The organism is Mesonia oceanica (assembly GCF_902499555.1).
Taxonomy (GTDB): Bacteria; Bacteroidota; Bacteroidia; order Flavobacteriales; family Flavobacteriaceae; genus Mesonia; species Mesonia oceanica.
This window is the reverse complement of sequence record NZ_CABVMM010000002.1, coordinates 258,257-276,141: the sequence shown is the minus strand read 5'-3', so window position 1 is coordinate 276,141 and position 17,885 is coordinate 258,257. Positions and strand designations below refer to the sequence as shown.

Sequence of the window (17,885 nt, the reverse complement as noted above, 5' to 3'; positions counted from 1 at the left end):
TTCTATTAAAGCCCTCGATGAGGGTTCATTTATACTACGATTCCTATTAGGTAAGTAAAGATTCCAACCACAGCTCCCGCTATTAGCACAAATACGAGTACACGGGTAATTCCTTTTTTAAGGTCTGCATTTTCCCCAAAGAAATGTCCTGCGTTGAACAGGAAACCGATAAGGAAAATCACCCCGAGGATTATCGGAAAAATGGTTCTGATGGTGTTTGAAACATCGTCAACTGAATCTTCGATTCCGCCGATTTGTGCAAAAAGTGATGTTGAGAGCAACGAAAGAAAAGTTGCCAAGTAGATTGATTTTTTCATAACGGAACAGTTTAAATTTTTGATTCGTTTTCGTTAAGGGAAAAGTACATATATTTGTATTCAAATACTTGAAAATCAAATATTTGTGAATAAAATATTATTTGGTATTAATTGAATTCCGTTGCCATTATTTGACATCAAATTTTATGGATTTTGGAAGGTAAGTTGTTAATAACCCGAAAAGTGAAAATGAAAAAAGTGCTCAAAAACGTCAGTTTTGTGATTTTGCTTCTAAAAATGTGTGTCATTTTTGGACAAGAAACGAGTGTTCAAAAACGAATAATAATTGACGTTGGACACGGAGGAAAAGATGCTGGTGCAATTGGTGTAAATGGAATCCAAGAAAAGGATGTGGTTTTGGATATTGCAAATGCCATTTTGAAGCTGAATAATGTATTGGAAGAGCCTTTGGATATTTATTTAACCAGGTATAGTGATACACTAATTTCTTTATCTGACAGAACTAAGCTGGCCAAAGCATTAAAAGCGGATTTATTTGTGTCCTTGCATTGCAATCATTCTGATAATCCGGATGCGAGAGGGATTGAGGTTTATGCTTTAAGAAAACAAGAAAAATTCTCGATGGAATCGGTATTTGCAGGCTATAAAATTGAAAGGGCACTTTGTGAAGTAATAGGTTATGAAAGTAGAGGTGTGAAGTTTGCCAACTTTCAAGTTCTGAGGGAAATGATTGGGTATTGCCCGGCCATACTTGTGGAAGCTGGATTTCTTACCAATGAAGATGAGGGAAATTATTTTTTGATACCTGAAAAAATTAAGGCAATGGCATTGGCTATTTTGATGGGAATAGATAACTATTTAAAAACCAAATTATGAAAGAGGCATTTTTAGAAGTGATAAAAAACATTCGGGAATTAGGCAAGCAATTTTTTATTGAGTTGTTTATAATATTCAAGTCTTGGCGGGCTTAATCTATTTCCTCTTATCCCCAGCCCCTTCATCAAAAGCAATCAAATTAAACAGTTCCCGCATCCGGCTACGGACACGGTTTCCATAGCGTTCTTCCAGTTCCTCGGCATTGAGGTTCGTAGTCGCGTGCGTCTTGATTTTTCGTTTGGTCTGTAGGTATAGTTCATATCTCGATAGCAGGACTTCGCCCATCACGTTCAGATCCTTGCCGTAAAACCTTCCGGCAGGTTCTACGCCCAGATCATCGAAGCAGAAAAATTTCGTATTTCCATAATCCTCGATGGTCTTAAAACCAAGATGGTTAAAACTGAATGCAACATTGCGACAGGGGATCATTTCATACGGACGTTGCAACGGCACTAAATGCCGTAAAAGTTTCAATGAACTGGTTTTACCGCACCCTACCGGGCCCGATAGTAAAATGCCTTTTTCAATATCGATGTCAAATTTTTGGCAGTTTTCCTTGTCCTTGATGAAGTAGGAACAGAGTTTCAGCAAAATATCCTTGTCCTCTTCATAAATTTTAAATTTCTTTCCAAAGAGTAGCTTTCCCTTGGCATTCAAGTAAATTAGGATTTTCGGGAAATCGTAAAGCACGCATTTCCCATCAAATTTGCCTAGCGAATATTCCACGCCGCCTTCGGTAATTTTAGAGGGGTTGTCCATAATCCTTGGTTTTAGTGGTTTTGAGGTTGTCCCGATTTTGGGACGCTCCCTTTTTGTTTGGTTTGTTTTCTCCGGTAAATAATTCGGTTCTATCCATCCAGTTTTTGGCCAGAGCCCGCCAATCCCTTATCAACTTCCCATCGCTCGTTTGCCAATTGTTGGCTTCATAATGCGCGAAGAATTTTTTTCCTTCATCAGCATTAAAATCTTTTTCAATAAAAAAATCTAAAACGGCCTGCCTGCCCTTTGGCTGTTTATTAATGTTTACTTGTTTGGTATTGTTTATATTAGATACCAATGCTTGTCCACTCACGGGACGGTGCTGGTACACAGCTTGTCCATTGGTGGGACGGTGCTGGTTCACTACTGGTTCACGTATGGGATGGTACCGTTCCGCAAGCTGTTCCAATTCGGGATTGTACCGTCCCGTATCCGGTTCATCACTTGTCCCGATAATGGCCATCTTGATTTTACTGCCTTTGTATGGATTGTTCGATGGGAAATAGGATAGGTATTCCCACGAGTTTAGGTCGGTAACACAGCGATGATAGGTAGATTTAGAACCTATTTTGGCCACGCGCATCAATTCGCGACGGTTCACAAAAAATTCATCTGCAAAACGGCTGCTGTTCCATTCTTGGAACAACGCCATATACAGGCTGATATGGGTTGGGTTCAAGCGGTCATCGAAAAAGAATTTTTCAAAAGCCGCATTGAGTAGCTTTATATAATTCATCGCCTAAGAGTTTAATCCGTGCTGCACACGGTTTGCGGTCATTACATTCTGGATTTCCTCGGCATCGTAGTAAATGATACCTCCCACCTTGGTGTAGGGCAGTGTGCCATTGACGCGAAGATTTTGAAGTGTTCCCGGACTGACCTGAAGCAGTTCCATTACTTCGGAAGATTTCAGGTATTTTTTGAGTTTACCGGTTGCTTGTCGGGATAGGAGCTTTTTAATATCATCGAGCAATTCCATTTTGAATTCCCGAAGATCGTCTGTGGTAATGATACTTGTTGGCATAATAGAACGGTTTTAAATGAAAAGGGCTACCGCCTCAGTCTAAACTAATTTGATAGCCCCTCGCAGGATTTGACTTTCGTTCTACAAATTTGGGATAGTTTAATGGGTTTTATTCCCAAGGTATACCCAAGTTGGGTGTTTTTATTTTCTCATTTTCAATGAGTTAAAATGGTTTTATTTGTTTGTTGTTCATTGGAAGGTCAACACTAAACAGCCATAAAAAAAATTAATTTTATTTTTTCCCAAGTCGTACCCAACTTGGGAGAAAATTTAACATTTTCAGGGTTGAATAAATTAACCGTCGGTTTCTTCCATCCTTTGTAAAAGCGCAGATTTTAGCCTATCGATAAATTTGGTCAGGTCTATCTTCCTTTCCCTGATTTCTAAAAAAGTCCTGTACACGTTACCAAGATTTAGGTCAAAAATACTTTCGCAAGCCGAAGCCATTTCTTTAATCCCGGCCGTTCCACTTTTTATGGCCCCAGAGGCTTGTAAAGCATATATCAATTCTATCAAATCTGTTTTTGAAGCAGTCCAGCTTAGCCGATCCCCGTTGGCCAAGGTATTTAATTCTCGTGATTTCCCATAAGATATATCTCTTAAATAGCTCAGTTCTTGAACATAATGGTTAACTAAAAGATCATAAGCCATAATTTTAGCGACGGCGTTATCGTGGCTTGTAGAGAATTCGGCATCGGTATAAAAATGGGAGGTATTGGAAACCAAACTGATTTTATCCTTTCCGCGCAAAAAATAAAATTCATCGAGAACCGTAGATTGCTCCCTATAATACTTTATGAAATCTATATTACGCCGGTTACTTTCTTGAAGTTTTTTTATTTCTGCGTCTATAAATTCCTGTTGGGATTTTATTGTTCCCGCAGGCCTATTTATCAAGAAATTATAGAGTTTAGCATAAAATTTTAACCGACTGTATATGTAAGGTTTATGTTCTTTAAAGAATGTTATTTCGTCCTGTTGATTACTGAACTCATTTTGCCTTACACATATTCTTAATTTTTGTAAATACTGCCTGGAAACGGAAATTCCTTGCTCAACGTTGTTAAAATCGTTAAGATTCGATTCTACAACCCCCTTCATATCCTCTTTGTAATCATCTAATATTTTATGTATTAATTTAAGCAAAACATATATGGGGCTTTAGAATTCGGTTAATTATCAGTAAGTGATCTTTGGGTATTTTCGTTGGTAGGTTTGTAAAAGCTTCTATAAAAATACAGTAATCCAATAGCGGTCAGTATGATGATGCCGGCAATAATAAATGGGTAATAAAACCCACCTGCAATAAGCCAAGTCCCTATAACCGGCCCTAAAATCTGTCCCACACTATTTGCCGATGTTTGGATAGAAATATTGCTGCCCGCATTTTCTTTTGAAAGTAAGGAAACGGCCGAAAGTAGGTTCGGGGTTACCAGAGCACCTCCTGTGGCAAATGTGATGATTAACACATAGACATAAAATTCGTTGTTGAAAAAAGGGAATGCGATCATTGAAATTCCCGAAATCAATAATCCGGCCCCGATTTGTTTCTTTGCCGTTATCAATTTTTTACCGTAGGTCGCAAATACAGGTTGTAATACCGCCATTACCACCCCACAAAGCATAAAACCAATGCCTATTTGAATACTGGTAAATGACAACTCGTCTTTTCCATAAATTGAAAAAACCGTTTCAAAGAGGGTGACTACGAACTGCATTACAAAAGAAAGCAGTAAAAGGACGATAAAGAACCTACTAAAGCTAAAATTTAATTTTTGTTTTCCTGAAGCAAAATTGATTACTGGTGCTGTATTTTTAAGCCATTTAATAAGTATCATCATTACAATAAAACCCAAAAGAGCTATCAGAAGAAATGGGATTGAAAAGCGATCCAGATGTAATATCCCTAATGAATATTTAAAATGTAGGTTGGTTTGGGATAGGAAGCTGCCTAAAACGGGTCCAAAAATAACCCCGGAACTTATAGCCACACCAGACCAAGCCATAATCTTGGTCCTATGCTTTCTAGAAGTGATATCACTAAGGTATGCATTACTGACAGGAATAACAGCCGATGTGAATATACCTCCAAGGATACGCGCTATATAGAGCATTGTAAGAGATGTTGCCAGTCCAGTAAGCAGTTGCATTACTATAAATCCAATTAATCCGACAATGATTATGGGCTTACGTCCATATTTATCGGATAACCTACCCCAGAGTATAGCGAAAAGAAGCTGAAAGAGCGGATAAATACTGGTCAATAAACCAATATGAAAGTTAATCGAATCAGTATCCAGGTTATCTCCTAAAGCAAGCCTTTCGGTATAGTATGGAAGGATTGGTAATAAAATGCCATACCCAAGCATTACCATAAATAAACTCAGCAGGATCAAAATAATCCTGCCGAGCTTTCTTTTTTTGCTCATTATTTCTTTCCAATTTTCTTTTTCAATAATTGAGCATTAATGGCCACAATAATTGTACTCAAACTCATAAGTACGGCTCCAACGGCTGGGCCTAAAACAAAACCGGTAGAATAAAGCACCCCAGCAGCTAACGGAATGGCAATAACGTTGTACCCCGTCGCCCAAACAAGATTCTGGATCATTTTATTGTAGGTAGCCTTGCCAAACAGAATCAAGTTAGCAATATCTTGTGGATTGCTATTTACCAAAATAATATCGGCGGTTTCGGCGGCTACGTCCGTGCCAGAACCTACCGCAATACCCACATTCGCCTGGGCCAAAGCTGGGGCATCGTTCACTCCGTCGCCGGTCATTGCAACAAACTCTCCTTTACTTTCCAACTCTTTTACTATTTCCACTTTTTGATGTGGTAAAACTTCGGCGTAGTATCCATCCAATCCGAGTTTATCACTAACAGCTTTGGCAGTTCTTTCATTATCACCAGTAGCCATTAAAACTTTAATATTATTCTTTTTAAAGACCTTTATAGCTTCGGCAGATTCTGGTCTGATCTCATCGGCAAGCGCAATATATCCAGCCAATTCTCCATCAATCAAGACAAAAACAACAGTTTCTGCGGCATCGCTATAAGCATCCTCGGGAATAATTATTTTTTCATCTCTTAAATAGCCCGGACTTACAACTTTTATTTGTTTCCCCTCTACGTTGGCTTCAACCCCTTTACCGGTAATTGCGTTGAAGTTTTCTGGATTTGGAATAGCAACTTTGCCTTCTTTTACTTTTTTAATTATTCCAACGGCAATAGGGTGTTCCGAGCTTTGCTCCAAAGCACTCGCAAATCGTAATATTTCCTCTTTCGAAAATTTTTCATCTACAGATTCAATGCGGGTAACCCCAAAGTCCCCTTTTGTAAGCGTTCCCGTTTTATCAAAAAGCAGAACTGAAATTTTGCGGGATTCTTCAAAAGCTGTCCTATTACGAATCAACAATCCGTTCTGTGCAGATACAGCAGTAGAAATAGCGACTACTAATGGGATGGCAAGGCCTAAGGCGTGGGGACAGGCGATAATCATTACCGTTACCATACGCTCCAAAGCATACACAAAAGGGAAGCCTAAAATCAGCCAAACCGCCAATGTACCAAATCCAATTCCCAATGCGATATAGGTAAGCCATTTTGCAGCCCTATCCGAGAGGTTTTGCATTTTTGATTTGGACTTTTGTGCTTCTTCAACCATTGTGATGACCTTGTTGAGATAGCTGTCCTTTCCTGTATGCTCTACTTTTACCTTTAAACTGCCATTACCATTTACCGAACCTCCAATTACTTTATCTTTTTCTTCTTTTTTTACTGGTTTAGATTCTCCGGTAAGCATAGATTCATTTAGATAACTGGAACCTTCTGTGATGATACCATCAGCAGGAACTTTTTCACCAGGCTTAACCAAAATTATATCGTCTTTTAATAAATCTTCCAATTGAATATCTTCAACGGTATCACCTTTTACACGATGTGCTTCGGCTGGCATCATACTTACCAAAAGCTGTAAGGCTTTTGAAGCTCCCAAGACGCTTTTCATCTCTATCCAGTGTCCTACTAACATAATTGCGATAAGAGTAGCCAGTTCCCAGAAAAAATCAACTCCTTCTAAACCGAACACCGTTGCCGAACTATAAAAGTAAGCCACAGTAATGGCCATAGAAATAAGGGTCATCATCCCCGGTGCACCTTTTTTAACTTCGGACCAAAATCCGGTAATAAATGGCCAGCCGCCATAGAAATACACTACCGAAGAAAGGGCAAATAAAATATATTGGTTTCCGGGAAGCAAGAACTCATACCCAATAAACCCCTGGATCATCGGGGAGATGATGAGGATGGGAATAGTCAAGATTAAGGTTACCCAAAAGCGTTTCCTGAAATCGGCAATCATCATTTTATGATGGTCGTGGCCCATCTCGCCGTGACCTATATTATGACCGGAATGGTCTCCATCTCCGTGTTTCATTTTTGAATGATCTTCTTTTTTGTGTTTCATTTTTGAATGATCTTCTTTTTTGTGTTTCATTTTTGAATGGTCCATTTTAGAATGATCCATTTCTTCGTGTTTGTGGTGTTCGTGATTTTCCATTATAGTATTGTTTAAGTGTTATCTTAATTTTTTTCGCATTTTTTCTGAAATATTCTCAGAATAGACACCGTAGGCATCTACCAGAAGTCCTTTAATTCCATCTTTGGAAGATATAGCATATAAAACACTATTATCATCGGTACTGCTCATTCCTTCAAAGCGAAAGGTTTTATCTACTTTAAAATCTTCTGGCCGGATCTCAATTTTCAAGGAAGGACATTCCAAGCATTCAGGCTTTAAGTTGAAATCATAGGGATAATCGTTAGCCTGTAAATCATTTATAGCTTCTGATAGTGTATCGTAATTTTTCATTTGTCTTTATTTATTTATAGTTTATTGTAAAATAACTCTTATCTTCTTCTGTAAATTTTTGAAAGGTCAATAGACCTTTTTTATTTAATTTTTCGATAACGGTATAATTGAGTTGCTTAATGCGAATTCCCCAGGCATAAGCCTTAATATTGATTTTTGAATTAATATTATTTTCGCTATTATTAAATTTTCGATCGTATATTTTTATAATGCTTTTTGAACCAAAAAAGTTCAATAAGCCCGAGTCAAAACTCATTTCCAATTCTATATCTTCCAAGCTTTCCAAATTATATAGCGCTTTAAAATTATCAGAAATAGTGTTTATTTCAGTTTCCTTTGATTTTGGCTTTGAAAAAGGAAATGCCATTATCATTATACTGGCTTCATCAGGCTTACAGCGATAGGTCGTGGTGTATTTGTCAGTAGATTTTTTATCCTTGTCAAACAATTCCGTAACAACCTTGATTTCATAATATCCATTTTTATCGATAATCTTTCCTGCTTCAAAAGTTTGCTTGTTTAAAAAAGCACCTTCTTCATTGAAATTCTCCCGAATTACATCCCTGCCTGAAATCTGCCCAATGAGCATTTCAGTTTGTCCATTCATTGAGATGCTGAATAATATAATAATGAGTATGAAGCTTCGCTTTATCATATATGGTGCATTAATTTCTTTACTTCTTTTGCCAGTACATCGCTCAAATCAATAGCATTTGAAGGGTGTGGAATGGTATTACAGGTCACTATTTTTTCCACGCCGGAATCCAACAAATCCTGATAGGCATTTCCTGAAAAAACGGCGTGAATGCCGACGCAAATAGGGGGTTTCATTTCTGCTTTTTTTAAATGTTCTACGGTTTCAATCATTGTACGTGCGGTGGAAATAATATCATCCACTAAAATAGGTGTGGCATTTTTGTATGTATCCACATCTGGTACAGAGACTTCCACATCACGATCGCCGTGACGTACTTTTTGCAATACCGTAAATGGTGCTCCTGCATTTTTAGCAACTTCAGAAACCCATTGCTCACTCTCAGAATCGGGACCGATAAGTACTGGGTTTTTGATGTTTTCCTTTATCCAATCTGAAATAGCATCGGCAGCGTGAATCACTTTATTCGGAATTTGATACACTTCCCCCAAAGAGCTAATTCTATGTAAATGTGGGTCAACAGTGGTAATGCTATCGGCAAAACCTGAAATCAATTTTCCGAAGAAACCAGAAGTTACCCCTTCACCTTCGTTAAAAACTTTGTCTTGTCGCATATACGCCAAATAGGGTGCTACCAAACAGGTGCACATAGCTCCTAATGATTTGGCTGTGTGGCTTAGAAAATAAAGTGGCAACAGTTTTGCATCTGGTTCGTGCAAGGTGCATACCAGTACCACACATTTATCTTTAACATCAGACAATATGCGCGTGTAGGATTCTCCATCAGGGAATTCCCGCAAAGTGGCTTTGCCCACTTCAGTATTCATTTTTGTGGCCATTAGTTCTGTTAGTTCTTCATTTCCGGGAAGACTGAATAATATTGTTTTCATAGTTTTTTAAATTATAGTTATGATGTCATTATGGTTGTTTTTATATTCCAGAGCATAGTTGAGTTCGCCTTTGGATTCAGCATATATGGCATAAAGCAGTTGGTTCTCTTCGATTTGTTCTCCCAAATGAACATTTAGAAGAATCCCTGCCGATTTAGATTGAGGTGCGCCGGAAAGCTTGGCGAGTTTAGCAATCTTCCTATTATCTATTCGCTTTAGATTCCCAGAGGTTTCTGCTCTAATTTCGATTTTATAGGGTGCTAAAACAGGTTTTGAAAAGCGACCTTGCGCATTACAAATAGCAAGGAATTTTTTATGAGCCTGACCAGATGTGAGAATTTGATGTGCGGTTTCTAATCCCTTCCCTTTTTCTACTTTGCCAGAAAGCTCTATTAGTTCAGCGGCTAAAAGCAATGCTCTTTCTGTTAGGTCTTTGGGTGCATCTGCTTCATTTTTTAAAACTTTTAATATATCGATGGCTTCTAAAGCAGGACCAATACCTCTTCCGACAGGTTGTGAGCCATCTGTAATAATAACTTTCACATTCAACCCAACAGCCGTTCCAACGGTTTCAATATGATTCTTTAGTTTTTGTGCCATTTCTGAACTACGAACCTTGGCGGTTTCTCCCACGGGAATATCAATGATAACGTGCGTGGAGCCTGCCGCAGCTTTTTTTGAAAGTACCGAAGCGATTAGCTGGCCTTCGCTATCAATATCCAAGGCTTTTTCAATTTTAATTAGAATATCATCCGCAGGACTCAATTGCGCTGTACCGCCCCAAACAATGCAGCCTCCTTCTTTTTCAACTACGGTTTTTATTTCTTCTAATGAAAGGGTAACATTGGTCATTACTTCCATAGTATCTGCTGTTCCAGCTGGAGAAGTGATAGCTCGTGACGATGTTTTTGGCATCGTAAGACCGTAAGCAGCCACAATGGCAACCACTAATGGTGTTGTTCTATTGCCAGGTAATCCGCCAATGCAATGCTTATCGACTACGATTTCTTTGTTCCAATCCAACTGCTTTCCAGAAGTTATCATAGCTTTAGTAAGGTCGGATATCTCATCAATATCCAATCGGTCACCTGCACAGGCCGTAATAAATGCCGAAAGGTGAATATTAGAATAATCGCCTTCCACAATATCGGTAATGATTTCATTAAAGGCTGAATAATCCAGTTTTTGATTGTAGATTTTAGCCCTAAGGTGACTTAAGGATTCAATAGGTTCCAAATGGGAAACATACAGCGTGTCATTTTGAGAAGCATTCAGTTTTTTCGCGGCAGCATCTGATAGTCCGATTTCATTGGGTAACAACATATCTGAATTTAAAACATTAAGACTTGCTACAATTGATGTGTTTTTATTGGATATCCTAATTCGGGTAAGCGCTTCAAAACCTTCAGAAATACAGACGTGGCAATCTTCGCGCATATAGACCACGTTTTCATTCTGGGTATAAATACCCAGATGTTTATATTTTAGGATATTTGAGTGTTGTTCCATAATTTCATTTTTGTGCTTTTTACAACCTATTTTATTTCTTCAATGCTGTAAAGCTGTGGGATTTCAGCATCCCAATCATAGGTTTCCTTGATACCCTTTTGTAATGCTTCTGCACTTTCTTTTTCACCGTGTACAATGAAAATCCGCTCTGGCTTATTTTTTATTTTGCTCATCCAATCCATAAGTTCTGTGTGGTCAGCGTGTGCCGAGAGGCCTTGAATTTCGGCTACTTCCATATCAAAGGGCACCCATTTCCCATACACTTTTAGTTTTTTATCGCCTTCCAATAATTTTCTGCCTCGCGTTCCTTCAGCTTGATAACCCACAAAAAGCAAGGTGTTAATGGGGTTTTGTGCTTGAGTTTCAAGGTAGTTGAGCATTCTTCCACCTGTGAGCATTCCACTTCCTGCAATCACGATTTTTGGTTTCTTATCTGTTCGTAATTCCATCGTCTCCCGATAACTGCTTACGACCGTGAAGTGTGAACACATTTCATCACATTCATTGCCTTCCAATCTGTGCCAATCCCTCGTGCGATGAAACAATTCCAATACACTTGCACCCATTGGGCTATCCATTATCATTTGTACTTTTGGGATTTTCTTTTCCTTGAGTAATTTCCAAAAAATCAGCATCATCAACTGGGCACGTTCTACGGAGAAACTAGGAACAAATAAGCTTCCCCCTTTATTAATGGTGTCGTTGACCAATTTTTCAATCTGCGGAAGTGCTTCCACTTCATCTGGATGAAACCTTCCTCCATAAGTGGATTCTATAAAAAGCACATCCGCTTTTTTTGGTTTTAGTGGTGGATAGAGTAATAAATCATTGGTTCTACCAACGTCTCCTGAAAAGACAAAACATTTTCCATTTACATCCAATTCGATGTAAGTTGCACCCAGAATATGTCCGTTGTATTGGAAGCGAGCCCTGATACCGTCAAATAAGGGAATCCATTGTGCTTGAGGAACGCCCTTAAAATGTGGGATGGTTTTTTCTACATCCTTTAAATCGTACAATGGTTCAGCAGGATTGTGTTTGGAATAGCCTTCTTTATTGGCACGTTCGGCTTCCTGTTCTTGAATTTTTGCACTATCGTTCAAAATGATTTTTGCAATGTCCAAAGTAGGATTCGTACCGTAGATAGGACCATTAAACCCTTGCTTCACCAATCGGGGTAGATAACCTGTATGGTCTAAATGGCCGTGGGTAAGCAATACCATATCAATTTCTGAAACCTTTACAGGTAGATATTCCCAGTTTTTAAGGCGTAATTCCTTTAATCCTTGAAAAAGTCCACAGTCTATCAGTATCTTTTTATCTCCTGTGTCCACTAAATATTTTGAGCCGGTTACCGTGCCTGCCGCTCCCAAAAAATGGACGTTTATTTTATTGTTTTTCATTTTTATTGCTTTAATTCGTTCTGCATAACTCCTGTGAATCTTCGAGGATTTTTTTATGTCTTGGCTTATCGATACCGATTTGTTCCAAAAAGGTTGGATTTTCGTGTAGCTCTTTGCAGAGCACGATGCCTTTATCCAGTAATTTGGTCTTTTCTGCTTTGGTTAAGGTCGTCAGGGCTGTTAGAGGATGCAAACCAGCTTTATCTATCCTGTCTTTTAAACCATTTTGTTGCGGATAATCCCAACTCACCTGCATTAGACCAACGCAATTTCCATATTGAATGGCATCTGTAGTAAAACGGGTATTGGTATAAAGTCCTCCCCGATAGGATTTTGTATCGTGATCTTTTTGATGTTCCCATTGTCTCTTTACATCCAAAAACCTCGATTGGATATATAGCGGAATCTTTACATTACAAACCCGCCCTTGGTCGCTATGGTATTTACATTCAATCATATAGTGCTTATTTTCTTTTTGGGCTATCACATCTATTTCGTGCTGCACACAATTGCCCTGCACAATCACACCAACTTGTGTTGAAAACCCTTCGTGCGTTAATAGTTTGCCTACGAATCTTTCAAATGGAAAACCGGTTGGACCCAGTTCCATCAAAGCTTTTTTGAGCTTGTACTTTGAAGCACTTACCCTGGATTTAGCCTTTAGCATTTTAAAGGCCATTTGATAGATCCTTTTGGTGGTCATTCCTTCTTCAATCTGCTCTTGCACCTTCCGGGCTATATCCTGAATGATATCCTCATCTGCCCGTGAACGCCGCAGGGAATTGATGAGTTTGTTTATATCAAAAGCTTCGTACTCACCGGAATATTTTTTTATCAGAACTGATTTATTCATCCTTACACTTTAATAGTCATTACTGGTAATTCGGAATGATTGGTTACACCCTCGGCGATACTCTTAGAGAACAGGCTTAAAAAACCTGTACGGCCGTGGGTACACATTGCAATCAAATCGGCATCTCTATACTTTAAAAAATTGTTTATCCCTGTTTCTACGTCAGGTTCGTTATATACATTCATTGAGAGGTTATCCAAATCGGGGAATTTTTTCAGGAACTCCTTGATGGGGTCCAACCCTTGTTCTATACTGTTAAAATCGGTCTGAGTATTGACCCTCAATAAATGGATATGTGCACCGCATTTTTCAGCAATCGAAATAACCTGCTTAAATGCATCGCATACATCTTGAAGAAAATCTGAAACAAAAACGATATCCTTGAAAGGAAAGGATACTTCTTCATCCTTGACTATAACAACCGGTACATCAGCTTTCCTAACAATTTTTTCTACGTTGCTTCCCATTAACTCACGTATACCGCCTCGGGTGCCACTACTTCCCGTAACTATAAAATCGTGATGAAAATGACCCGAATGTTTAAGGATATTTGCCTGACCACCATCAAATTCAAGGAAAGTCCTGCATTCAAGGCCTTGTCGTTCGGCTTTTTTCTCCAGTTCGCTCAGGTAGGCTTTTGCGAGGCCTATTTGCTTTACTGTTTCTGGGTACTGCTTTTCTTTTTGTTTATCCAACTTTACCCATTCTACGGGGGTTTTCATCAAATGGAAAAAATGGATTTCGGAATTGTAAAGCTTTGCCATTTCAATTCCGAGTTCTTCTGCTTTATTGCAATTTTTTGAAAAGTCTGTTGGTACGAGTATGTTTTTCATAGTTTATTGATTTTTTTAGTTTGTATTTTATTGTGCGGTATAACCGCCGTCGATTACCAATTCAGAACCTGTCATAAATTTAGATTCATCCGAAGCCAGATACACCACTCCATAACCTATATCATCTGGCTCTCCCATATGTCCAACAGGGTGCAAACTTTCCAATTGCTTTTTTCCTTCTTCTAAATTACCTTGGGCTTTAAGGAAATTTTCTACCATTGGTGTCCATATATAAGCTGGATGAATGGAATTGACACGGATGCCATAACCCTGTTTCGCGCAATGAAGTGCAGCAGACTTGGTAAATAAAGTTATACCACCCTTACTTGCGTTATATGCAGCTAAATTGGGGTCGCCAATAAGGCCTTCAATAGAAGAAAAGTTAATGATTGAACCACCTTCCCCGGTCTCTTTCATAGCCTTAATGCCGTATTGGGTGCCTAGGAAACTGCCATCTAGGTTGATATTTAGAAGATTTTTCCAATCTGCAAGGGTGACCTCTTCCACAGTTCCTCCAACTCCTATACCGGCTGAATTTGCCAGAATATGGAGTTTCCCAAATGTTTTGAGTGTAGTATCCATAACCATTTCCCACTGATCTTCTTCCGACACGTCCTGTTTTATGAATATGGCTTTACCGCCATTATCTTTAATTTGTTGAACTACTACATTTCCGTTTTCTTCGTCCAAATCTGTTATCACTATTTTTGCTCCTTCACGTGCTAACAAAATAGCACTTGATTTTCCGAGGCCAGAGGCACCTCCCGTGACAATGGCTATTTTATTTTTTACTCGATCCATAATTTTAAGATTTAAGTGTTTATAAGAGTTTTGTTTTTTACTTACCAAATAATTCTAAAAGTTTCTGTAATTCATCATTTACTTGATGTTGTTTAACCACCTCTTCAAAAGGTGTTAGGTATAATTCGTTGTTTAAAATCCCTACCATTACGTTGTTTTTCCCTTGCAAAAGTGCATCTATTGCTGCCACTCCAAGCCTAATACCAAGCATTCTATCTAAAGCAGATGGGTTTCCACCTCGTTGCACGTGGCCAAGCTTCGTTATGCGTAAATCGACATTGTGATTGATTTCCTTTATTTTTGATGCCACAAGTTCGGCGCCTATTTCATCTCCTTCAGAAACCACGACAAGAAAAGCATCTTCGCTATCATAGTCCTTTACCTTGTTCAATAAATCAATAATATCTTTGCCACTTTCGGGAATGAGTATGGCATCTGCACCAACGGTAAGCCCTGAATGCAGGGCAATATAACCGGAATCCCTACCCATTACTTCCACGATGAACACACGGTTATGGGATTCGGCCGTATCTCTTATCTTATCAATATTTTCAATAGCGGTATTTACTGCGGAATCAAAACCAAGGGTATAATCAGTCCCAGAAATATCGTTATCTATTGTTCCAGGAATACCTATAAATGGTATGTCATATATTTCTGAAAAAGCAAGTAATCCTTTAAATGTGCCATCGCCACCTATGGCGATCAAAGCATCTATATTATTTATTTGTAAGGTTTGTAGTGCCTTTTTTCTGCCTTTCAGTTCCATAAAACGTTTGCTCCGGGCAGTTTTAAGGATGGTGCCGCCTTTGTGTACCAATTTCTGTAATTGATGTGTTTCTAAGGACATAAAATCACCATCAATCAATCCTTCGTAACCTTTTCTAATTCCGGTAGCTTTTATGCCATTTGCTTCTGCTGCTTTTGCAATTGCGTATAATACAGCATTCATTCCCGGGCTATCGCCTCCAGATGTAAATACTCCAATATGTTTTATGGATTGATTCATTTTTATATTTCTATGTGCAATAGTTTACGCTATTGTAATTTCATCATTCAGATATACTTTCTGAACGGATTGTAATATTTCCACCCCTTCGCCAAATGGTTTTTGAAATGCCTTTCTTCCCATTATCAATCCAGAACCGCCAGCTCTTTTATTAATGACAGCTGTAGTTACGGCATCAACCAAATCAGATTCACCTTTAGAACCTCCTCCTGAATTTATCAATCCTATTTTACCCATATAGCAATTCGCTACCTGTAACCTGCACAGGTCAATGGGATGGTCTGTGGTCAACGCTTCATACATCGCATCATCGTATTTGCCAAAACCGATATTTTTAAAACCAAAGTTGTTTGTCGGCAATTTTTGTTTGATGATATCTGCCTGAATGGTTACCCCTATATGGTTGGCCTGCCCGGTTAAATCTGCTGCTGTGTGGTAATCTTCTTTTTCTGTTTTAAAATCTTCATTGCGCAAATAGCACCAAAGGATGGTTGCCATACCCAAATTATGGGCTTCTTCAAAAGCTTCGGCTATTTCCTTTAGCTGTCTATTACTTTCCTGTGAACCAAAATAAATAGTTGCACCCACGGCAATTGCACCCATATCCCAAGCTGTTTTTACCTTACCAAAGAACGTTTGGTCATATTTATTGGGATAAGTGAGCAACTCGTTGTGGTTGATCTTTACGATAAAGGGGATTTTATGGGCGTATTTTCGGGCATTCAATCCCAAAACCCCAAAGGTGGAAGCCACACCATTACAGCCGGCTTCCATCGCAAGTTTTATGATGTTCTCTGGGTCAAAATAATCAGGATTTTTATAGAATGAAAAGGCCGCGCTGTGCTCAATACCCTGGTCCACGGGCAGAATGCTCAAATAACCTGTGCCTCCGAGATTTCCGTGGTTATACAATTGCGAAAGGCTTCGCAGTACCTGTGGATTTCTATTACTTTGGGTAAATACCTTATCTAGGTTTGTTCTACTTGGGGTTTGCAGTTCATCCTTGGTTATTTTTTCACAAACGTGTTCTAAATAGAAGTCTGCTTTTTCTCCTAAAAGTTCTATTATGTTTTTGTTTGTTTTCATCTTGATAGTGTTTAATGAATTCCTAAACTTTCATTTGTTTTGGCGATGGATTTTGCTCCATCTGTTTCAATTCCAGTTAATGCTCTAATAGCATCAATCGTTTCAGGGATGACAATGGCTTGGTTATCGACCACGTAGGCATAAAAAAGTTCATCGCCCTGTACCTTCAGCATATCTTCCCAAAGGGCTACTTCGTACATATCGCCCCAAGGTCTTCCCATATCCAAGAACATTTCCTTAATGGTATTGTTTGAAACCAGACCTTGATCATATTGAATTAGCTTGATACGACTAGAGGTTTTAAAAGCATCAAGCACTTCTTCTTTTGAGGCTTGTTTTTTTAACTTCACGTTCCAATAATGCATATGGCTTAATGTTTCCGGTACTTTTACCGCGGAAGTAATAACATCCAAATCAGGATCGACACTTTTAGCGTCAGGACCTTGATGGCTTGGGATATCTCTTTCGGGAACCATTGTGTTCATTATACCACCTAGATGACTTTCCCAAGGATCTGTAGCTCTTCTTAAAAGTGTTCCTCTGGCATAATCCAATAAATCGGCTCTTTTTAAAGCGGTCAATGTTCTTAAAATAGAAGTGGTGTTGCAGGAAACAACCCGTGTGGCATCCAAATTTAATGCCGATTCATAATTATTTTCAGCACTAAAGGAATGACCTGTGGTTTCGTGCTTGTCACCACCTTGCACAATAAACTTGACGCCCTTCTTTTTATAATGAGGCACATTTAATGCTGAAATTGCTTTCGGGGTACAATCCACTACGAGGTCAACTTTTTCCAATAAATCCTGCAAGTTGCCCTTTACCGAAATGCCAGAAGCATTCATTTCATCTTCGGCTTCGGCGGTTGCGGCATAGATATCATACTCTTTTCTCACGGCGTTTTGTAAACGCCAATCGCTGATGACATCGCATACTCCCGCAAGATTCAAATCTTCTTGTAAATTGATGGCATCGGCCACTCTTTTTCCAATGACTCCGTATCCTATAACTGCTATGTTTTTCATATAATTTTCTT

General features: G+C 38.8%; 19 protein-coding genes. 1 reads left to right on the top strand and 18 read right to left on the bottom strand.

Annotated elements, in window-relative coordinates; all coding sequences use genetic code 11:
* Nucleotides 1–29 precede the first annotated feature (29 nt).
* Nucleotides 30–317, bottom strand: a complete 288-nt coding sequence (locus FVB9532_RS03170; protein WP_031428457.1) for a hypothetical protein — start codon at nt 315–317, stop codon at nt 30–32.
* A gap of 189 nt (nt 318–506) precedes the next feature.
* On the opposite strand from FVB9532_RS03170, the gene FVB9532_RS03165 reads away from it, so the two are divergent.
* Nucleotides 507–1,154, top strand: coding sequence for an N-acetylmuramoyl-L-alanine amidase family protein (locus FVB9532_RS03165; protein WP_150543882.1), 648 nt, complete (start codon nt 507–509; stop codon nt 1,152–1,154).
* A gap of 96 nt (nt 1,155–1,250) precedes the next feature.
* Here the strand turns inward: FVB9532_RS03165 and FVB9532_RS03160 are convergent, their stop codons facing one another.
* The 17 genes from FVB9532_RS03160 to FVB9532_RS03080 all read right to left on the bottom strand — a co-directional run bounded on the left by FVB9532_RS03160 (nt 1,251) and on the right by FVB9532_RS03080 (nt 17,874).
* The gene (locus FVB9532_RS03160) at nt 1,251–1,913 is read right to left on the bottom strand and encodes a P-loop NTPase family protein (protein ID WP_150543764.1); all 663 of its coding nucleotides are present in this window, start codon (nt 1,911–1,913) and stop codon (nt 1,251–1,253) included.
* Entirely contained in the window at nt 1,897–2,649 is a 753-nt protein-coding gene (locus FVB9532_RS03155; protein WP_150543763.1) for a hypothetical protein, read from the bottom strand. Before FVB9532_RS03155 ends, FVB9532_RS03160 begins: the two co-directional genes overlap by 17 nt.
* A 3-nt stretch (nt 2,650–2,652) precedes the next feature.
* Complete coding sequence (locus FVB9532_RS03150) at nt 2,653–2,937, bottom strand: helix-turn-helix domain-containing protein (protein WP_031428464.1); 285 nt, start codon at nt 2,935–2,937, stop codon at nt 2,653–2,655.
* A gap of 294 nt (nt 2,938–3,231) precedes the next feature.
* Entirely contained in the window at nt 3,232–4,083 is an 852-nt protein-coding gene (locus FVB9532_RS03145) for an RteC domain-containing protein (RefSeq protein WP_150543762.1), read from the bottom strand.
* A gap of 26 nt (nt 4,084–4,109) precedes the next feature.
* The gene (locus FVB9532_RS03140) at nt 4,110–5,366 is read right to left on the bottom strand and encodes an MFS transporter (protein ID WP_150543761.1); all 1,257 of its coding nucleotides are present in this window, start codon (nt 5,364–5,366) and stop codon (nt 4,110–4,112) included.
* Nucleotides 5,366–7,498, bottom strand: a complete 2,133-nt coding sequence (locus FVB9532_RS03135) for a copper-translocating P-type ATPase (protein WP_150543760.1) — start codon at nt 7,496–7,498, stop codon at nt 5,366–5,368. Before FVB9532_RS03135 ends, FVB9532_RS03140 begins: the two co-directional genes overlap by 1 nt.
* Nucleotides 7,499–7,516: 18 nt before the next feature.
* A complete protein-coding gene (locus tag FVB9532_RS03130) occupies nt 7,517–7,810 on the bottom strand; it encodes a phosphoribosylpyrophosphate synthetase (RefSeq protein WP_150543759.1) in 294 nt (97 codons plus the stop codon).
* Nucleotides 7,811–7,820: 10 nt separating this feature from the next.
* Nucleotides 7,821–8,417 carry a hypothetical protein gene (locus tag FVB9532_RS03125; RefSeq protein WP_228482241.1) on the bottom strand — a complete coding sequence of 199 codons (597 nt, stop codon included), beginning with the start codon at nt 8,415–8,417 and terminating at the stop codon, nt 7,821–7,823.
* A 44-nt stretch (nt 8,418–8,461) separates the two neighbouring features.
* Nucleotides 8,462–9,355 carry a ribose-phosphate pyrophosphokinase gene (locus FVB9532_RS03120; protein ID WP_150543757.1) on the bottom strand — a complete coding sequence of 298 codons (894 nt, stop codon included), beginning with the start codon at nt 9,353–9,355 and terminating at the stop codon, nt 8,462–8,464.
* A gap of 6 nt (nt 9,356–9,361) precedes the next feature.
* Entirely contained in the window at nt 9,362–10,864 is a 1,503-nt protein-coding gene (locus FVB9532_RS03115; protein ID WP_150543756.1) for a thymidine phosphorylase family protein, read from the bottom strand.
* Nucleotides 10,865–10,890: 26 nt separating this feature from the next.
* Entirely contained in the window at nt 10,891–12,267 is a 1,377-nt protein-coding gene (locus tag FVB9532_RS03110) for an MBL fold metallo-hydrolase RNA specificity domain-containing protein (RefSeq protein WP_150543755.1), read from the bottom strand.
* A 10-nt stretch (nt 12,268–12,277) separates the two neighbouring features.
* Nucleotides 12,278–13,120, bottom strand: coding sequence for an ATP cone domain-containing protein (locus FVB9532_RS03105; RefSeq protein ID WP_150543754.1), 843 nt, complete (start codon nt 13,118–13,120; stop codon nt 12,278–12,280).
* A 2-nt stretch (nt 13,121–13,122) separates the two neighbouring features.
* A complete protein-coding gene (locus FVB9532_RS03100) occupies nt 13,123–13,953 on the bottom strand; it encodes a universal stress protein (protein ID WP_150543753.1) in 831 nt (276 codons plus the stop codon).
* Between the two features lie 27 nt (nt 13,954–13,980).
* The gene (locus tag FVB9532_RS03095) at nt 13,981–14,754 is read right to left on the bottom strand and encodes an SDR family oxidoreductase (protein WP_150543752.1); all 774 of its coding nucleotides are present in this window, start codon (nt 14,752–14,754) and stop codon (nt 13,981–13,983) included.
* Nucleotides 14,755–14,791: 37 nt separating this feature from the next.
* The gene (locus FVB9532_RS03090) at nt 14,792–15,763 is read right to left on the bottom strand and encodes an ATP-dependent 6-phosphofructokinase (RefSeq protein ID WP_150543751.1); all 972 of its coding nucleotides are present in this window, start codon (nt 15,761–15,763) and stop codon (nt 14,792–14,794) included.
* A gap of 24 nt (nt 15,764–15,787) precedes the next feature.
* Nucleotides 15,788–16,849 (bottom strand): class I fructose-bisphosphate aldolase, encoded by a 1,062-nt coding sequence (locus tag FVB9532_RS03085; RefSeq protein ID WP_150543750.1) that lies wholly within the window; start codon nt 16,847–16,849, stop codon nt 15,788–15,790.
* 11 nt (nt 16,850–16,860) lie between these two features.
* Complete coding sequence (locus FVB9532_RS03080; protein ID WP_150543749.1) at nt 16,861–17,874, bottom strand: type II glyceraldehyde-3-phosphate dehydrogenase; 1,014 nt, start codon at nt 17,872–17,874, stop codon at nt 16,861–16,863.
* Nucleotides 17,875–17,885: the final 11 nt, after the last annotated feature.